This is a genomic window from Mycobacterium sp. FW102-FHT13B02 (genome assembly GCF_058790275.1).
In genome coordinates this window covers 88,126-103,425 of sequence record NZ_JBYTCM010000004.1, presented here as the reverse complement: position 1 = coordinate 103,425, position 15,300 = coordinate 88,126, and the positions used below count along the sequence as shown (strand labels likewise).

The 15,300-nt window shown below is 66.7% G+C and carries 15 protein-coding genes; 7 read left to right on the top strand and 8 right to left on the bottom strand.

Going from position 1 to position 15,300, the window contains the following annotated elements:
• Positions 1-8: 8 nt before the first annotated feature.
• Positions 9-716: a transcriptional regulator gene (locus AC3WTE_RS08595; RefSeq protein WP_492437338.1), complete on the bottom strand. Its 708-nt coding sequence runs from the start codon at positions 714-716 to the stop codon at positions 9-11.
• Between the two features lie 415 nt (positions 717-1,131).
• Here AC3WTE_RS08595 and AC3WTE_RS08590 point away from each other — a divergent pair, with 415 nt between their 5' ends.
• Together AC3WTE_RS08590 and AC3WTE_RS08585 are read left to right on the top strand one after the other, a co-directional pair.
• Complete coding sequence (locus AC3WTE_RS08590; protein ID WP_029104857.1) at positions 1,132-1,428, top strand: WhiB family transcriptional regulator; 297 nt, start codon at positions 1,132-1,134, stop codon at positions 1,426-1,428.
• A 76-nt stretch (positions 1,429-1,504) separates the two neighbouring features.
• Complete coding sequence (locus AC3WTE_RS08585; protein ID WP_492436954.1) at positions 1,505-1,816, top strand: GNAT family N-acetyltransferase; 312 nt, start codon at positions 1,505-1,507, stop codon at positions 1,814-1,816.
• Between the two features lie 49 nt (positions 1,817-1,865).
• Here the strand turns inward: AC3WTE_RS08585 and AC3WTE_RS08580 are convergent, their stop codons facing one another.
• The 5 genes from AC3WTE_RS08580 to AC3WTE_RS08560 all read right to left on the bottom strand — a co-directional run bounded on the left by AC3WTE_RS08580 (position 1,866) and on the right by AC3WTE_RS08560 (position 7,143).
• The gene (locus AC3WTE_RS08580) at positions 1,866-2,372 is read right to left on the bottom strand and encodes a pyridoxamine 5'-phosphate oxidase family protein (RefSeq protein ID WP_492436952.1); all 507 of its coding nucleotides are present in this window, start codon (positions 2,370-2,372) and stop codon (positions 1,866-1,868) included.
• Positions 2,373-2,471: 99 nt separating this feature from the next.
• Positions 2,472-3,128: an enoyl-CoA hydratase-related protein gene (locus AC3WTE_RS08575; protein ID WP_492436950.1), complete on the bottom strand. Its 657-nt coding sequence runs from the start codon at positions 3,126-3,128 to the stop codon at positions 2,472-2,474.
• A complete protein-coding gene (locus tag AC3WTE_RS08570) occupies positions 3,125-3,751 on the bottom strand; it encodes a TetR family transcriptional regulator (RefSeq protein WP_492436949.1) in 627 nt (208 codons plus the stop codon). The genes AC3WTE_RS08575 and AC3WTE_RS08570 overlap by 4 nt, the downstream gene beginning before the upstream one ends.
• Positions 3,752-3,806: 55 nt before the next feature.
• Positions 3,807-5,468: a serine/threonine-protein kinase gene (locus tag AC3WTE_RS08565; protein ID WP_492436947.1), complete on the bottom strand. Its 1,662-nt coding sequence runs from the start codon at positions 5,466-5,468 to the stop codon at positions 3,807-3,809.
• 43 nt (positions 5,469-5,511) lie between these two features.
• Positions 5,512-7,143 carry a metallophosphoesterase gene (locus AC3WTE_RS08560; RefSeq protein WP_492437337.1) on the bottom strand — a complete coding sequence of 544 codons (1,632 nt, stop codon included), beginning with the start codon at positions 7,141-7,143 and terminating at the stop codon, positions 5,512-5,514.
• A 203-nt stretch (positions 7,144-7,346) separates the two neighbouring features.
• Between AC3WTE_RS08560 and AC3WTE_RS08555 the strand changes: the two genes are divergently transcribed.
• From AC3WTE_RS08555 to AC3WTE_RS08540, 4 genes are all read left to right on the top strand, one after another.
• Entirely contained in the window at positions 7,347-7,838 is a 492-nt protein-coding gene (locus AC3WTE_RS08555) for a hypothetical protein (RefSeq protein ID WP_492436945.1), read from the top strand.
• A 358-nt stretch (positions 7,839-8,196) separates the two neighbouring features.
• Positions 8,197-9,465: a S1C family serine protease gene (locus tag AC3WTE_RS08550; protein WP_492437336.1), complete on the top strand. Its 1,269-nt coding sequence runs from the start codon at positions 8,197-8,199 to the stop codon at positions 9,463-9,465.
• Positions 9,466-9,604: 139 nt separating this feature from the next.
• Positions 9,605-10,201: a DUF3592 domain-containing protein gene (locus AC3WTE_RS08545; protein ID WP_492436944.1), complete on the top strand. Its 597-nt coding sequence runs from the start codon at positions 9,605-9,607 to the stop codon at positions 10,199-10,201.
• Positions 10,202-10,304: 103 nt separating this feature from the next.
• Positions 10,305-13,385: an ATP-binding protein gene (locus AC3WTE_RS08540; protein ID WP_492436942.1), complete on the top strand. Its 3,081-nt coding sequence runs from the start codon at positions 10,305-10,307 to the stop codon at positions 13,383-13,385.
• 2 nt (positions 13,386-13,387) lie between these two features.
• On the opposite strand, the gene AC3WTE_RS08535 is transcribed toward AC3WTE_RS08540, so the two are convergent.
• Positions 13,388-13,789 (bottom strand): hypothetical protein, encoded by a 402-nt coding sequence (locus tag AC3WTE_RS08535; RefSeq protein WP_492436940.1) that lies wholly within the window; start codon positions 13,787-13,789, stop codon positions 13,388-13,390.
• On the bottom strand, positions 13,790-14,521 hold the full coding sequence (locus AC3WTE_RS08530; RefSeq protein WP_492436938.1) for an LpqN/LpqT family lipoprotein: 732 nt from the start codon (positions 14,519-14,521) through the stop codon (positions 13,790-13,792).
• Positions 14,522-14,762: 241 nt separating this feature from the next.
• Between AC3WTE_RS08530 and AC3WTE_RS08525 the strand changes: the two genes are divergently transcribed.
• Positions 14,763-15,299 carry an anti-apoptotic protein gene (locus tag AC3WTE_RS08525; RefSeq protein WP_492436936.1) on the top strand — a complete coding sequence of 179 codons (537 nt, stop codon included), beginning with the start codon at positions 14,763-14,765 and terminating at the stop codon, positions 15,297-15,299.
• The last annotated feature ends 1 nt before the right edge of the window (position 15,300 follow it).

The following is a 15,300-nucleotide window of genomic DNA, read 5'->3' as shown; positions in this document are numbered from 1 at the left end:
CGCCGCGTTCAGACCAGCTGCACGAGTAGCTTTTCGACGAGCTGCTTGTCCTCATCGGATACTGCCGCTTCGGCTTCGGCGCCGACCACGACGGCCTCGGGCACGCCGGCCGCGAGGGCCGTCTCCTGGATGGTCAGGTTGGCACCCCGGCGAGCGGCGTACAGCCGCTGCCCCAGAGTCGCGGTCGGCGCCTTGGCGCCGAGCAGCGTCAGTTCGTCGATGCGGGCGCGGACCAGGCCCAGTGCCTTGATGAGCGGCGGTGACACCGGACCCAGCCGAGCGGCGCTGGCCGCGACGGCTTCGAGCTGCCGCAGGTCAGACAGGATTTGCGTGACCCACGGCGTGAATTCCGAGTCTTCTATCGCCGGCAGCGCATCGGCCGTGGCACCCAAAGTGTTCACCGCGGCGACGACGGCCTGGGCAATCAGCGGAACCTCACCCGCGTTGGACAACGACGGCGCGGGCGCGCCGGGTGACTGAAGCGCCACCTGGGCCTGGGTGGGGACCGGCTCGCCGCTGCGGATCCGGGCGATGGTTCCCGGCGGCCACTGCAGTACTTCTTCGAGGCGCAGCCGTGTCCTCTCCCTCGGCCAGCTGCGGCCTTTCTCGAAGGAGATGAGTGCGCCGGCGTTGATGATGCCGTCGGCCGCCAGACTGCGCTGACTGATGTCGAGTTCGCGACGCCGGGCTGCGGCAGCCGCACCAGCGCGCTCCATCCCGGGATCGACGGCGGGCAGGGCGATGTATTCGGTGACGTCATCGGGATCGATGTTCGGCACCCGGGGCCACCTCCCATCCCATTACAACCCGCGCTCAACACGAAATCCGGAGCGCCACCAGCAGACCGATACAGCTTAGCCGGTTCGGTCCCGCATAACTATTGCGTTGACGGTCACTGAACCGTATCGGCGTGGCTCCAAGCGCTTCAGTTAGACCGTACACCCTGTCCAAACGGCGCCTTTCACCAATGTTATTCCGGACCATTCGGATGATTTCTGCGGCCTTGCAGCGCGCTGACCTGCCGATATATCAAACGCTACGGTTTAACTGTTGCGTTACTCCGGTCCGGTGCTATAGATTCCTCTCAACCGCGACGGAACAGTCGCAGCGCAACAGCTAAGGAGTACCCCGATGACCGCAATTGCCATGGACGGCCTGCCGCTCGGTGAGTGCACCCGGAGCCCGGAGCAATGGACGACGATCGCCAGCGAGGAAGCCAAGAGCCTCTGCCGGCAGTGCCCGCGGCGTTGGGCCTGTGCGCGCGACGCCGTCGAACTGCCCCGCGCCGAAGGCCTCTGGGCCGGCATCGTCATCCCCGCCGAAGAGGGCCGCGGCCGGACGTTCGCGCTGAAGCAGCTGCGGTCCCTGGCAGAAGCCAACGGCTACCCGGTTCGCCGTCAGCGCCGCATCTTCCTCGAAGTCGCGTAGTACCCGCTGCCCACGCTGCCGTTTGAGGGGGCGGCAGCGCGGGCAGCGGTTATCCAAGCGGACTACCGTGACTTCTATGGCCACTATGAGCACCACCGACAAAACCGGAGCGCCCGCCATTGTCACCGCCGAAGACGGGCGATTCACCATCGCCGTCGACGGCAAGACCGTCGGCCTGATCGATTACTTCGACCGGGACGGCCGACGCGTCTTCCCGCACACCGAAGTTCAGTCCGAATACGGGGGCCGTGGGCTGGCGTCGATCCTGGTCGCCGAGGCACTCGACGCAACGCGAGCCGCAGGGCTACGCATCGTCCCGCAGTGCTCGATGGTCAGCGGGTACATCGCCAAGCACCCCGAGTACGCGCCACTGGTCGATCCGGCCTGAGTGATTTGGGCGCGCTCCGTATCGGAGAGTGATACGGAGCGCGCCGAGATCACTCCTGGTTCAGGTACTGCGCGGTCGAGCCGCTGATCGGCATGTCGGGCATACCGAGCTTGCGGTGGTCCCAGCTGCGCATCCGCGACGGCACCACGCGCACCGCGATGCGGTTGTTCATCATCTGGTCGACGAACGGGCGCATCTCGTCGGTGTAGGGGCCCGTGTAGCGCTCCCACACGCTGATGCCCACGCGCAGGCAGGCGTCGGCGTCCTCGACGATCTCGGCGGTGCCGTCGATCGAGACGCCGCGGAGGGTGCCGTACGTGTCACCGTCCTCGATCATCACCGTGATGGTGGGGTTCCGGCGCAGGTTGAGGGCCTTCTGCGACTTGGCCTTGGTCTCGAACCAGATTTCGCCGTCGAGCACGGCGTACCACATGGCGACCAGGTGTGGCCGGCCGTCAGCCAGGACGGTGGCCATGGTCGCGGTCCGGCTGCGATCGATGAACTCGACGATCTCGTCGTCGGTCATCACGATCTTCTTGCGCTCGTTCTGTCCCACGCTCTTATGCCTATCAGGCCGCGGCAGCGAGCTGCCCATCGGATCCGGCAGCGAGCTGCCCATCGGACCCGGCAGCGAGCTGCCCGGGGCGTTCGCGCTCTACTCGGCGCGCAGCGCCGCCACCGCCGGGCCGAACATCGTCTCCTTGATGGCGGCCATGGTCGCCGAATCCTTGCCGGCCACCGGCATCACGAGCTCCACCGCGGCAGGCACCACCGCGACCTCGGCCGCCGCGACCTCCACCAGTCCGTACTTCGCGGCGTCGTCACCGCCGAAGCGCCGGCCGGTGGTCATCGACGCGATCGCCGCCTGCGGTGTCAACTTGGCCTGGATCAGTGCCGCCATGCCCGGCGTGAACGGAATCCGGATGTCGACCTCGGGGAAACAGAAGAACCCGCGGTCGGCACGCATGGTCCGGTAGTCGTGGGCCATCGCGAGCATCGCACCGGCGCCGAAGGCGTGCCCGTTGACCGCGGCGGCCGTGGGGATGGGCAGGGTCAGCACGCGCGCGAACAACGCGTGCACCCGTCCGACGTACGACTGCATCTGGTCACCGTGTGCCATCAGCCAGTCGAGGTCCAGCCCGTTGGAGTAGAACTTGCCGGCGCCGGTGGTGACCAGACCCTGGGCGCCACCGGCGACGAGATCGTCGAGGGCGCCGTTGATGTCGTCGAGGAAACCGAGCGAAAAACGGTTCTCGTCGTCGCCGAGATTCAGGATGGCGATCTTGTCCTGGTAGGTGACGGTGATGGTCATGATTGTTTCCTCCTGGTTGGGGTGGGTTCCTCGGCAAGGACGGCGCGGACGGCTGCGGTCAGCCGATCACGGGCCCATTTGTTACTGATTCTGTTGCGGGACAGGATGATTGCGGTCGGTAGATCGACGATGCAGACGGTGACGGCGTCGACCGCGGCGCCGTCGCGCCGGTCCCATAGGTGCGACGACAGCCGCACCATCAGCTCGATCAGCTGACGGTCGAGGTCGTTGAGTTCGGCCGCCAAGGACGCGGGTAGGTCAGGGCCGAGCAACTGGTCGCGCTGCACCCGCCACACCAGTTGGGCCGACTGGCGCTGTCGTTCGTAGAACACCGCGGGCGCCTGCGCGGCAGCGACGACGGCGTCCACGGGGTCGGCGGCCGCGCCGGCCAGGGCGGCATCGACCAATTCGGTTTGTACGGCGAGGAATCGGCGTGCGGCCCGCAGCCAGGTGCGGGCGACGAGTTCGGTGCGCGAGCCGAAGTTGTGGTAGATCGCGCCGTTCGAGATCCCGGCCGCGGCGGCCACCGAACGGGTGGTGACACCGGCCGGCCCGGCCTCGACAGCCAGCGATTCGGCAGCGTCGAGCACCGCATCGAGATCGTAGACACGAGGCCGGGGCACCGGCCCACCGTAACAGAGCGATTGCTCCGTTACTGTGGGGCGGGAGCGCGGCCCGTTACGGTGGGTAGATCTCCTTGACGGTCCCGTCGGGGTTGACCTGCATGTATCCGGTCCCTGGCGCGGTGGAGTGAATCGACAGGCCCAAGTCGCCACCCTCTTCACCCTCGATGATCAGGTAGGTCGACGTCCCGGGCTCGGCGCCCAGTTGCGGCGGCGCGCCGGCCAGCGTGGCGGCCACCGCCTGCTCGTTGATCGCACCGAGGTCCGCCAGCACATCGAACGAGCTGGTGCTGGTGTCCGAGCCCCACTTGCTCCAGCTTCCGCCGCGGTACATGAAGCTCTGGTCGACGTGCTTGTTCGTGGGAGAGACCCGGTCCATGATCGCGTAATCGGGATAAATCACGAGCTTGAACCCCATGGTGTCGCCGAACTTCGCCTTGATGGTCCCAATGAGGTTGGTCAGGCCGTCGGCGGTCTGCAGCTGACTCGGCGGCGTCGACGCCGCGGTAGAGGCGGGCGTCGACATGTCACCGCTCGGGTACCCGCCTGTTCCGACCGTGCCGGTGGGCATCGACGGAAATTGCTGTGCGCTGGGCTGATCCGAGGCCATGGGCTGCTCGGTCGAGCCGCTGTCGGACCACATCACGTAGCCGATGACGGCACCACCGAGAACGATCGCCGTGACCAACGCCGCGACGATCACGACAGTCGAGTTGCGCCACCACGATTGTGCCGGTTGACCATTCGTCATCTGTGGCGACCACTGGGCGGAACCGGGCGCACTCGGGCCCGCATTGGCGTACTGCGTGTGCGCATGCGCGGGGTAGGCCTCGGATCCCGTCGGGGGATAGGGCCCTGGTGGGGCGGTCCACGCCGGGGGCGCTGCCGGCTGACCGGACTGCAGCGGCGCGATCAGCGCGGCCCGGGCGGCGAGGGCCAGATCCTTGGTTGTCGCATAACGCTTTTCGGGATCCTTGGCCATGCCGCACGCGATGACGTGATCCATCTGCGGTGAAATCCCCGGCCGCATCGCCGAAGGCCGCGGCGGATCTGAGTAGAGGTGGCTGGTGATCTGCCGCTCCATGCTGTCGCCAGGAAACGGCGGTGCCCCGGTGAGACATTCGTGCAGCACGCAGGTCAGCGCATAGATGTCGGACCGGGCGTCGCACCGATCACTGGTGAAGCGCTCGGGCGCCATGTACGCGACGGTGCCGATGGTGGCGCCGGTGTGCGTCAGCTTGGTCTCGCCGGCGGCGCGCGCGATACCGAAGTCGATGAGGTACGCGAAATCGTCTGGGGTGACGAGGATGTTCGCGGGTTTGACGTCGCGGTGTACCAGACCGACACCATGCGCGGCGCCGAGCGCGGCGGCGATCTGCTCGATGATCGAGACAGCGCGGTCGGGCGCCAGCGGGCCGTCGGCCAACAACTGCTGGACGGTCTTGCCGTCGATCAGCCGCATCGTCACGAAGAGCCGGTCGTCGATCTCACCGAAATCGTGGATCGGCACGATGTGTGGCTCGTCCAGACCGGCTGCGGCGTGGGCCTCCCTGCGGAAACGCACTTGGTACTGCTCGTCGTCCGCGAACGTCGGGGGCAACACCTTCATCGCGACGACCCGCTTCATGGTGGTGTCGTAGGCCTTCCAGACCTCACCCATGCCGCCGCGGCCGAGCAGCTCAATCAGCCGGTAGCGGCCGAACGGTGTCCCATCCACCGGCTAACCATAAGAGGCGGCCGCCTCCGCTGCCAGGGGTGGGCTATGCGCGCACCCTGCGGCGATAGGTGACTTTGTCGAATTCCCGACCGTGTTCGTCGACTGCGGTCACGTCCATTTCGCTGAGCAGCTGCCCGGGCCTGACGTCGACCCGGATGAAGGCGTAGTTACGGAAACGCACCCGCGACCAGCCGACCGCCTCCGCCTTCTTCTTCCCTTCGGCGGTCCAGACATAGCTGTTCGGCACGAACGTGTCGGGAACCTCGTGGCCGCGGTAGCTTTCCGGCTCACCCGGCTGGAAGCCGTAACGCGGCCGGCCCGCGCAACCCACCGTGTAGTAGACGGTGCCGTCGGTTTCGGGCTCCACGATGGAGTTGTCGCCGGCAGCCTTGGTGGGGCGGTCGGCGCGAATCGGGTCGGTGCGTTCGTAGACGTGGTTGTGTCCCTGCAGCACCAGATCGACCTGGTAGCGGTCGAACAACTCGCACCAGGCCGCCCGCACGCCGCCGTCGCTGGCATGCGAGTCGGTGGTCGAGTAGGCGCAGTGGTGGAAGAAGCAGACAACGAAGTCGATGTTGGGATCGGCCCGGTAAGCCGCCAAGGTGCGCTCGACCCAGGAGTTCTGGGTACCGTCGGAATAGCCGGTGTTGGAACGGATTTCGAAGCTGACGTCGTTGGCGTCGAGCGATAGCACCGCGACATTGCCGTACGTGAACGAATACACCGATGGGCAGGCCGCCGGGCCGTTGTCCGGAAAGTCCATGCGCGCCAGGTGGCCGCCGTATCCATCGCTCGGATACGCGGCCTCCATGTCGTGGTTGCCGGTCGCGAACATCCACGGCGTGCTGGCCGCGCTGGCCTCGATCGAACCCAGGTAGACGTCCCAGACGAACGGGTTGTACTTGTCGAAACCGTTGGCGACCTTGCCTCCGAACGGCACGAACGACAACGGCTTGCCGCCGCCCGACGGATCGGCGTAGGCGATATCCCCGGCCAGCAGGTGGAATTCGGGGTTGGACGCGACGATCTGGTTGAACACGTTGGCGGTGTGCGGGACGTCGGGCTCGTTGTCCGGCTTGTAGTAGCTGTCGTCGTAGTCGCCGCGCTTGAGCCCGGGCGGCTGGCGCGGGGTGTCATCAGTGCCCTGATCGCCCATCATGGTGAATCGGAACGGCGCCAACGCCTTTCGCGCACTTGGCATTGCCGTCCTGGCCGACCGCACGTCGCTGACGAATCCGTCCTCGGTGCGCCACCGGTAGAAGTGCGCGGTGCCGGCGGGCAACCCGTCGACCGGAACGTGAGCATAGAACTGTTCAGCTGCCAGGACACCGCGGTCGCTGGTGGGAATCTGGGTGACGAGGTTACGTACCTCGGCCTCCACGGTCGCGCCCAGCTGATCGGTGGGTCCGTGGTCGACGAACACCTTGGTGCCGCCGGGGTTACGCGACAGCTGCGCGGCCAGCCTCAGCTGCTTGGCGGCGTCACCGCCAAAGCCGACCCGACGGTTCGCGACGCTCAGTGGCGCATCCTGCGCGTACGCGCGGCGCCCGAACGGCGCCAGGCCCAGGGCCGCCACCGCTGCGGCGGCCGCCGATCCACGCAGGAAATTCCGTCGCGATACGCGGTGCCGACGCAGGTACTGCCGGTGCCAGTCGTATTGCTCGGCGATGGTCATGGTCGACGACAGGTCGTCAGGGATGCCCGTGTCCGGGATTTCACCGGCGGCGGTCAGTCGGGTGGCACGCACCCGTCGATCGTGACCCAGCACGGTCCGTCTCGCGAGCCCGACACCGGAATCAGGGCTGAAGTTCAGCCGGGATTCACGGAATTGCGATCAACTACGCGGCCGCCGGACCAGGTGCGCCATACGCTGAACCCATGAGTCACCCCGCACCGGTACGGATGACGGTCGCGGTCCTGGCCGCGACGGTGAGCGCCTGCACCACAGGCACCGGGCAGCCGACGACCACCACCGCGACCACCACCGCGACGACCACCGCGACGACGATGGCGACGTCGACTTCCCGCGCCGACGCAGCGTGCGCCGGTTTCACAACGCAACAGTTCGTCGGCGACTGGACCAGCCCGAATGACCCGGCCACCACGACGCTGACGCTGGACGGCGCCCTGCGGTCCCGCGGAGTCGGCGACGAGTCGGGCACCTGGAGCGTGCGACCCATCGGCCAGACACCGGGCTCCGGTCAGCTACCCGATGACTCCATATGCGTGTTGTGGCTGCACTGGAACAGTCCAGCGCCGGCCTTTGACGCCTACTACGTGCCGCTGAAGGTGACCGACACGCAGCTGCAGCTGAGCTACGTCGGGCGGGGCAACACTTTGACCTGGATCCGTGCCGCCGGCTCACGTTGACACTTTCTGTGATCTGAAAAGTCTTGGATTGTCCCGAACACTTTCTCAGCAGGGCCTCAGTTGACGACGGCACCGTGGAGACATCCAGCGCGAATGCGCCTGTCTTACCGACGTTTCGAGAAAGTAGCCAACGCCAATGAGACACCCGACAGATCAGCCGGACAACCAACACGTCTGGTCCCGCCAGTACGCGGCTGACCAGGAAAAAATCGTCCAGTGGAGCCAGGACCGGTACCAGCGCCCCCACGTATCCGACGCGCACACCCAGCCGCTGCGGACACCGTACGGGCAGCAGAACCCGCAGTATTACGGCGCGCCCGTCCCGCCGCGGCCGGCCAAGCGGTCACGGTCCGGACTGATGGCGTTCGGGATCGCCGCCGTGGCCATGGCAGCCGGTGCTGCCGGCACCGTGGCCGTGGTCGACCACTACGGCAACACCGCCCCCAACGCCAGGGCGCCGATCACCGCTGCGCTCGGAAATCACTCGCAGCCGATACCGGCGGCGCCGGCCGCGCCGGCCGCGGCGGCGCCGGCCGGGTCCGTTGAGTCGGTGTCCGCCAAGGTGCTGCCGAGCGTGGTGAAACTGCAGATCCAGTCCGGCCAGCAGAGTGAAGAAGGCTCGGGCATCATCCTCAGCGCCGACGGGCTCATCCTGACCAACAACCACGTCGTAGCCGCAGCCAACCAGGCCGCGGGCGGCCAGGATTCGATGCCGGCTCAATCCCTTCCCGGCGGCGGCCTGCCGCGTGGCATGTCCCCGTTCGGCCAGCTCCCCGGCGGTCCACTGGACGGTCCCGACGCTCAAGACCCGAGCCAGGGCGGTCCCGCTACCGCTCCGTCGGGCCGAGTCAGCCAGGGCCTCAAGGCCACCGTCACCCTGTCCGACGGCCGCTCCGTGCCGTTCACCGTGGTCGGCGCCGATCCGGCTGACGACATCGCGGTCGTCAAGGCGCAGGGCGTGTCCAACCTGACCCCGATCAGCATCGGATCGTCCAAGGACCTGCGCGTCGGGCAGAACGTCGTCGCGATCGGCTCGCCGCTGGGTCTGCAGGGCACCGTCACCACCGGCATCATCAGCTCGCTGAACCGTCCGGTGAGTACCGGTGACGAGCAGACCGGGCAGCAGTCGGTGATGAGCGCCATCCAGACCGACGCCGCGATCAACCCCGGCAACTCCGGTGGTGCGCTGGTCGACATGAACGGCAACCTGATCGGTGTGAACTCGGCGATCGCGTCGCTCGGTGGCGGCCCGGATTCCGGTGGCGCCCAGCCCGGTTCGATCGGTCTCGGCTTCGCCATCCCGGTCGACCAGGCCAAGCGCATTGCCGACCAACTGATTTCGACCGGCACCGTGCAGCACGCCTCGCTTGGCGTCAAGCTGGCCACCAACAACAACGCCCAGGGCGCGGCCGTGGCGGGTGTTGTCGCCGGCGGTCCCGCCGCGGCGGCCGGCCTGGACAAGGGCGCCGTGATCACCAAGGTCGACAACCAGCCGATCGACGGTCCCGAAGCGCTCGTCGCGGCGATCCGGTCCAAGGCGCCCGGCGACAACGTCACCGTGACCTACGCCGATCCGTCCGGCGCGGAACGCTCCGTGCAGGTGACCCTGGGGCAGACGGAGGCCTGATTCACATCCTGTGAGGGTTGTGTACGCGGAACCCGAGATATGCGTACACAACCCTCACAGGCGCATTTCGGCCTCCGAAGCCAACCGGATTCCAATCGCGCCGCCCTAGGCTCTCCGTGTCGACCTTTCCGGAGGGGCCATGCGCGTCGAATACCTCGTGGTGCTGATCGCCGTCATCGTGATCGTGGACACCGGGATTCTCGTGGTGCTGCTACGCAAGCGCCGCGTCCGGCAGGCGTCGCGCGGCACAACGGAGACCACCGCAACCGAACTCGGCACCACCGGCCCCGCCAAGACATCCGCCGCACCCGTCCTGGCGAAAGTGTTCCTGTCGCTCGGGCTGTCGTTGGCCGTCGCAGCCGGTGTCAGCGCAGGATTTGTGGCCCACGACAATTCCGATGACAGTCACGCCGAGGGCACCGTCATCGAATTGGTGCCCAGTGGCCGCGGTAGCAGTCCCCGGTACCGGGCGCGCGTGGAATTCACCACGGCTGCGGGCGTTCCGGTTCGTTTCCTCAGTTCGGTGAGCAGCAATCCGCCACCGGCCCAGGTCGGCGAGCATGTGGACATTCGTTACGACGCCGGCAACCCGCACGGTGCCCAGATCAACACCTACTGGCAAGTGTGGTTCCTGCCGACGCTCCTCGGCATCATCGCAGCGCCCTTCCTGCTGGTCGGTACCGGATTCGCGGTCGTGAGCCGCGCGAGCCGCAAGCGCAGCCCGCAGATCGTCTGATCGGGCGATTGCATTCAGCAAATTGCCAGGTTAACCGCGATGTCACAGCTGACTCCCAGATGTATGGTCTCCCCAGTTCCACATTTGCTGTGAATCGGGGAAGATGGCGCAATATTTCCTCTCGGGTGCAGTGATGGCCCGCGTCGACGGCGCGCCGGCGGCGCTCGGCGGCCCGAAGCAACGCTGTGTGCTGGCGGTGCTGCTGGCAAACCACGGCACCGTAGTCAGCATCGACCGCCTGATCGACGCGGTCTGGGGCGACGACCCACCGGCGAAGGCGCTGGCCTCGGTACGTTCGTACATGGCGAACCTGCGGCGCGTCCTCGATCCCGCCGCCGACGGCGCCAACGAACCGGACGGGCGCCGCGCCGACGTCCACAACCAGCGCCTGGCCTCGCATCCGCACGGCTACCAGCTGAATCTGCTCCCGGGCGACACCGTCGATCTGTTCAGCTTCGAAGACCTGGTGGCAGGCGGCCGGAGCGCACTGATCCGGAACTCCGCCGAGACGGCCGTCGGGATGTTGACCGAGGCGCTGGCGTTATGGCACGGAGATCCGTTCGGCGAGTTCGCCTATCACGAATTCGCCGCCCCTGAGGCCATCCGCTTCTCTGCCCTGCGCTCCACCGCCATCGAGGCCCGCTTCGACGCCGCCCTGCAACTCGGCGGCGGCGGTGAGCTGGTGCCCGAGATCGAGGGCGCGCTGGCAGAACATCCTCTCCAGGAACGACTCTGGGGCCATCTGATGCTCGCACTGCATCGCGCGAACCGGACTGCCGATGCGATCCAGGCGTTCGAACGAGCCCGCACCACGCTGGATCGCGAAATCGGCACTCGGCCCGGCGAAGGCCTACAGACCCTCTTCGAGAAAATCCGCGACGGCGCACCCGAACTGAATGTCGCGCCGCCACCGCACGGGCCCGATCTGTCTCCAGACACTGCCGCTCCGCCACCGTTCGTCGGCCGCGACGCCGAACTCGGCAGCGTCGCGGCCGCGGTACGTCGTGGGCAGTCCGGTGCCGGTGGTCTCACGCTGGTGACGGGCGACGCCGGAATCGGCAAGACGTCCTTGGCGCAGGCGACCGTCGACCGCGCGGCTGCTTCAGGGCTGACGGTGGCGTGGGCGAGCCATCCGAGCAGCGTCAAACTGCCCCTGTTGTGGACCTGGATCCAGTTGCTGCGCCAGCTCGGCACCGAACTGGGACCGGATGCGCGGCGGGCCGTGCTACACGAGGCGCCCGGCGTCGTCACCGCACTTGTGCCGGAATGGCACGGCGACGACGACCTGGCCTCGGCCAGCCGCTTCGCCCCAACGGGTTTCGCGCTCGTGGAACGAATCGTGACGGCGCTGCGGGCGCTCTCCGCCATCAAGCCCCTGCTGCTCGTCATCGACGACCTGCAGCGGGCGGACCCGGCGTCGCTCAACACACTGGTTCTGCTCGCCGGTGAGTTCCCGCGCCTGCCGATCCAGATAGTCGGAAACTGGACGTTCTTCGGCGCCGACCGCCCGATGAACCGGTCGGCCTTCGAACGCCTCGTCCGTTCCAACGACGCAGTCACGATGCACCTCGACGGCATCGACTCGACCTCCGCCGCGCACTTGATCGACGCCGTCGCCGGCCGTGAAATCCCACCTGCAGTCTCCGACGAAGTGTGGCAGCAAGCCGGTGGAAACCCGTTCTACATCAAGGAACTCGCCCGCACTCTCGGCACGGATGGAGCGCCGCAGCGCGACCACCCGGCACTGTCGGATGCCGTCGTCGGCGTGGTCGGCCGCCGGCTCAGCGTGCTGGATCGGCCGAGCCGTCGCGTGCTCAGCGCCGCGGCCGTCGTCGGGCCCGAATTCGGTGTCGCGGACCTGGCCGACATCGTCGACCTGTCGATTTCGACGGTGCAGAGCCGGCTTCGGCCGGCGTACGAGACGGGTCTGCTCGACGAACTGCCCGAGCGGCCGGGTGCCTATCGGTTCAGCCACGGGCTGGTCCGCGACGCGCTCATCGCGCAACTGGCCACCACCGATCGCACCAGCGTCCACGCGGCCATCGCCACCACCAGGACTGCGACACTCGCCACCGCCGCGTACGAACACGTGATCGCGGCTGCCGACCACGCCTGGCGCGCCGGAGCCGAACTGAATCCTGACGTCGCGCTCAGCATTCTGGAGACGTCGATTCCCCGGGCCCTGAATCGTTCGGCGTACCACGACGTCGCCGGGTTGGCCGAACATGCACTGCAGATCTGCGAACGGCTACCGGCCAAGCCCGAACACCTGGATCGGCAGGCCACGCTGTGGCTGCATCTGGCGGGCGCGCGCGGAATCCTTGAAGGGCAGGCCAGCAAGTCCGCCACCGCGGCGGTCCAACGCGCCTTCGAAATCGGGCAGGAAGTCAAGGGACGCAGCTTCTACGGCGCCATCGCCATGCAATGCCTCATGCTGTGCTGCCACGGGCGCATCGACGAGACCGAGATCATCGCCAACGGCCTGCAGGACCAGTACGACAAGTCCGGAGATCCGGTCATCGGCGTCGTCAACGACTTCGCGCACATCATGGTGTACTCGCTGCGCGGCGAGACCGACCTGTTGATCGCCACCGGTCATCACATGATGACCAACTTCCCGCCGCCCGAGACGGTGATCGATCCCCTTCATTTCTTCCATCCGCGCGTGTACTGCTGGATGGCGCTGGCCGAGGCGGTGCGCGGGGATCAGGATGCGATGCGCGAATATCATCGTCGCGCACTGCATCTCGCGCAGAGCCGGGGGGATGTCTTCAACATCCTGGCGGCCAAGCTGACGTATGTCGAATGCGCTGCCATCCTCCGCGTCGTCGACGGCACTGCCGAACTGGCCGACCAGGTCGACGCCGAATTCTGTGCGGCAGGCGGCCAGCAGTGGGCGGCAACCGCCCGCATCATCAGCGTGTGGGCCCAGACCCTCAATGGCGGCGATATCGACCCCGACGTCGCGCGCCAGGCGTTTCAGCTGTACACGTCCGACGGGACGACGGCGATGAACACCCTCTTCCTTAGTCTGCTGTCGGACATCGAACTGCATCATGGCCGGACCGACGCCGCCCGCGATTGGCTACGGCAGGCCAGCCGCCTCGCGGATGCCACCGGTGAACGTGCGTACAACCAGATGATCGGCGCGCGGCTGGCCGCGCTGTCGGTCCAGTCCGTGTGAGGTCAGGTCTTTGGCGTGCTGTCCGGCAACGCTTCTCGCCACTGACGCCAGATGGCCCGGTCCGTCATCAGGTCGAGCACGCTGCCGAATCCTGATGGATACACCAGTGAGACAAGCCATTTGCGCGAATCGCCATGACTCACCTCGCAGCCACCACGGTAGAACTGTCGGAGCCACTTGAGATTCAGAGCGTTCCGCGGGAAGTCGAAGATCACGACCTCCTCTCCCGCGGACAGCTTCGCCTGGTAATCGGTGAGGCCCAATTCCTCATCGACCCACTTCGCATATTCGGACGCAAGGCACCGCACGCGGGTATCCGTCAGTTCCAACTCGACGTTCACCCACCAGGTGTTGGCTTTGCTCTTGAGTAGATACGCCTTGGTCCGCGGTGGTGCCGTCGTCATCTACTGGGTGATGGCGAGAGATTTGTCGATGGAGTCCAGCGCCTGGAACAGCTCTTGGCCCTGGGCTTCATCACTGGTCGCGTTCATCTGCAGGACGTAGAGCCCGTCATTGCCCTTGAAGACGACGGTCTCCTGGCCGAATGCGGCCTTACCGCTGGGCATGTCGTAGGTACCGGCGATCCGGAACGCCGGGAATCCCGCTGAGGTGCCCGGTTCCTCACCCGCCGATGAGAATCCCGGCAGGTTCTTCGCCTCCCCGCCCGCCAGCGACAGCATCTTGTCCGGATCCACCGGGCCGTCCAGCCGGGACACCAGCGCAATGATGTTCGGCGTGTAGGCCAGATTGTCGGCGCCGGGTCCGTTATAGACGATGGCGCCGTAGGCGAAATCCGGGGTGTCGTCCCCTGCGTTCTGCCAGCCGTCGGGGAACTGGATCTCGACCTTCGGGGCGCCCGCATCCGTCCGGTGAATCGGCGTCTCCTGGATCTTCTGCTGCGTGATGTAGTCGGCGATGGTCGGGTTCGCAGACCCAGGTGTGGCATCAGGCACCTTGCGGGGCTTGAGCTTGGGCGCTGCCTTTGCCGACGACGAACTGGAGCTACTGCTGCTGCTGGTCGAACTGGACGAGCTGGAGCTGCTGCTCGAGCCCTTGTCCTTGTCACCGCCACAGGCGCCCAGCGTGATACTCAGACACACCGCGGCGGCGACGGCGATGGCAGGTCGATGCGACATCTGCATCGTGACTCCTCAGGGGTAGACGGGGACGTCGGTCACGTCCTCGGCGTCACGATATGGACGGCGGATTGGAATTCCGTTGAATCCGGCACCCCGGGTGGTTGGAACGCCGCCGCTGCCCAACCCGAGCTGAGTGAGCTTCCAACCGGATTCCAACACCCCGGCGCTAACTTTTGCCGTCCGGCTTGAGAGGTGCGGCGCCGGTGGTCGGCGCCCGAACTTGGAAGGGGTTGGCGACATGACCAACACAACGTGTCAGAGGCTCGTTCTGGCATCCGCGATCACAGCTGCCGTGTTCGGCGCTGCGGCCTGCTCCAGCGGGACGCCGTCGGTGAGCAAGAAGGACGTCGAGAGCCAGATCGTCACCAAGATGACGGGCGCCGACGGCAAGAAGGCGGACTCGGTGACCTGCCCCGAAGACCTTGCGGGCCAGAAGGGCGCCGAAACCAACTGCACCATGAAGGTCGGCGACAAGACCAGCACCGTCAACGTCACGGTCACCGGCATCGAGGGTGAACAGGTGAAGTTCGACATGGTTCAGACCATCGACAAGGCGCAGGTCGCCAGCCAGATCAGCGACCAGCTGGGCCAGCAGTTCGGGACCAAACCCGAATCCGTGACGTGCCCGGACAACCTGAAGGGCGCGACCGGCGCCACGCTTCGTTGCGAGCTCAAGGACAGTGGCCAGACCTACGGCGTCACGGTCACCGTCAACAATGTCGACGGCTCCGACGTGAACTACGGGTTCAAGGTCGACGACAAGCCCAAGTCATAGC

Excerpts from the sequence above, each read along its gene's own strand:
- AC3WTE_RS08595 (WP_492437338.1), bottom strand. The coding sequence starts at position 716 with ATGGAGCGCGCTGGTGCGGCTGCCGCAGCCCGGCGTCGCGAACTCGAC.
- AC3WTE_RS08590 (WP_029104857.1), top strand. The coding sequence starts at position 1,132 with ATGACCGCAATTGCCATGGACGGCCTGCCGCTCGGTGAGTGCACCCGG.
- AC3WTE_RS08585 (WP_492436954.1), top strand. The coding sequence starts at position 1,505 with ATGGCCACTATGAGCACCACCGACAAAACCGGAGCGCCCGCCATTGTC.
- AC3WTE_RS08575 (WP_492436950.1), bottom strand. The coding sequence starts at position 3,128 with ATGACCATCACCGTCACCTACCAGGACAAGATCGCCATCCTGAATCTC.
- AC3WTE_RS08560 (WP_492437337.1), bottom strand. The coding sequence starts at position 7,143 with ATGACCATCGCCGAGCAATACGACTGGCACCGGCAGTACCTGCGTCGG.
- AC3WTE_RS08555 (WP_492436945.1), top strand. The coding sequence starts at position 7,347 with ATGAGTCACCCCGCACCGGTACGGATGACGGTCGCGGTCCTGGCCGCG.
- AC3WTE_RS08550 (WP_492437336.1), top strand. The coding sequence starts at position 8,197 with ATGGCGTTCGGGATCGCCGCCGTGGCCATGGCAGCCGGTGCTGCCGGC.
- AC3WTE_RS08545 (WP_492436944.1), top strand. The coding sequence starts at position 9,605 with ATGCGCGTCGAATACCTCGTGGTGCTGATCGCCGTCATCGTGATCGTG.
- AC3WTE_RS08540 (WP_492436942.1), top strand. The coding sequence starts at position 10,305 with ATGGCGCAATATTTCCTCTCGGGTGCAGTGATGGCCCGCGTCGACGGC.
- AC3WTE_RS08535 (WP_492436940.1), bottom strand. The coding sequence starts at position 13,789 with ATGACGACGGCACCACCGCGGACCAAGGCGTATCTACTCAAGAGCAAA.
- AC3WTE_RS08530 (WP_492436938.1), bottom strand. The coding sequence starts at position 14,521 with ATGTCGCATCGACCTGCCATCGCCGTCGCCGCCGCGGTGTGTCTGAGT.
- AC3WTE_RS08525 (WP_492436936.1), top strand. The coding sequence starts at position 14,763 with ATGACCAACACAACGTGTCAGAGGCTCGTTCTGGCATCCGCGATCACA.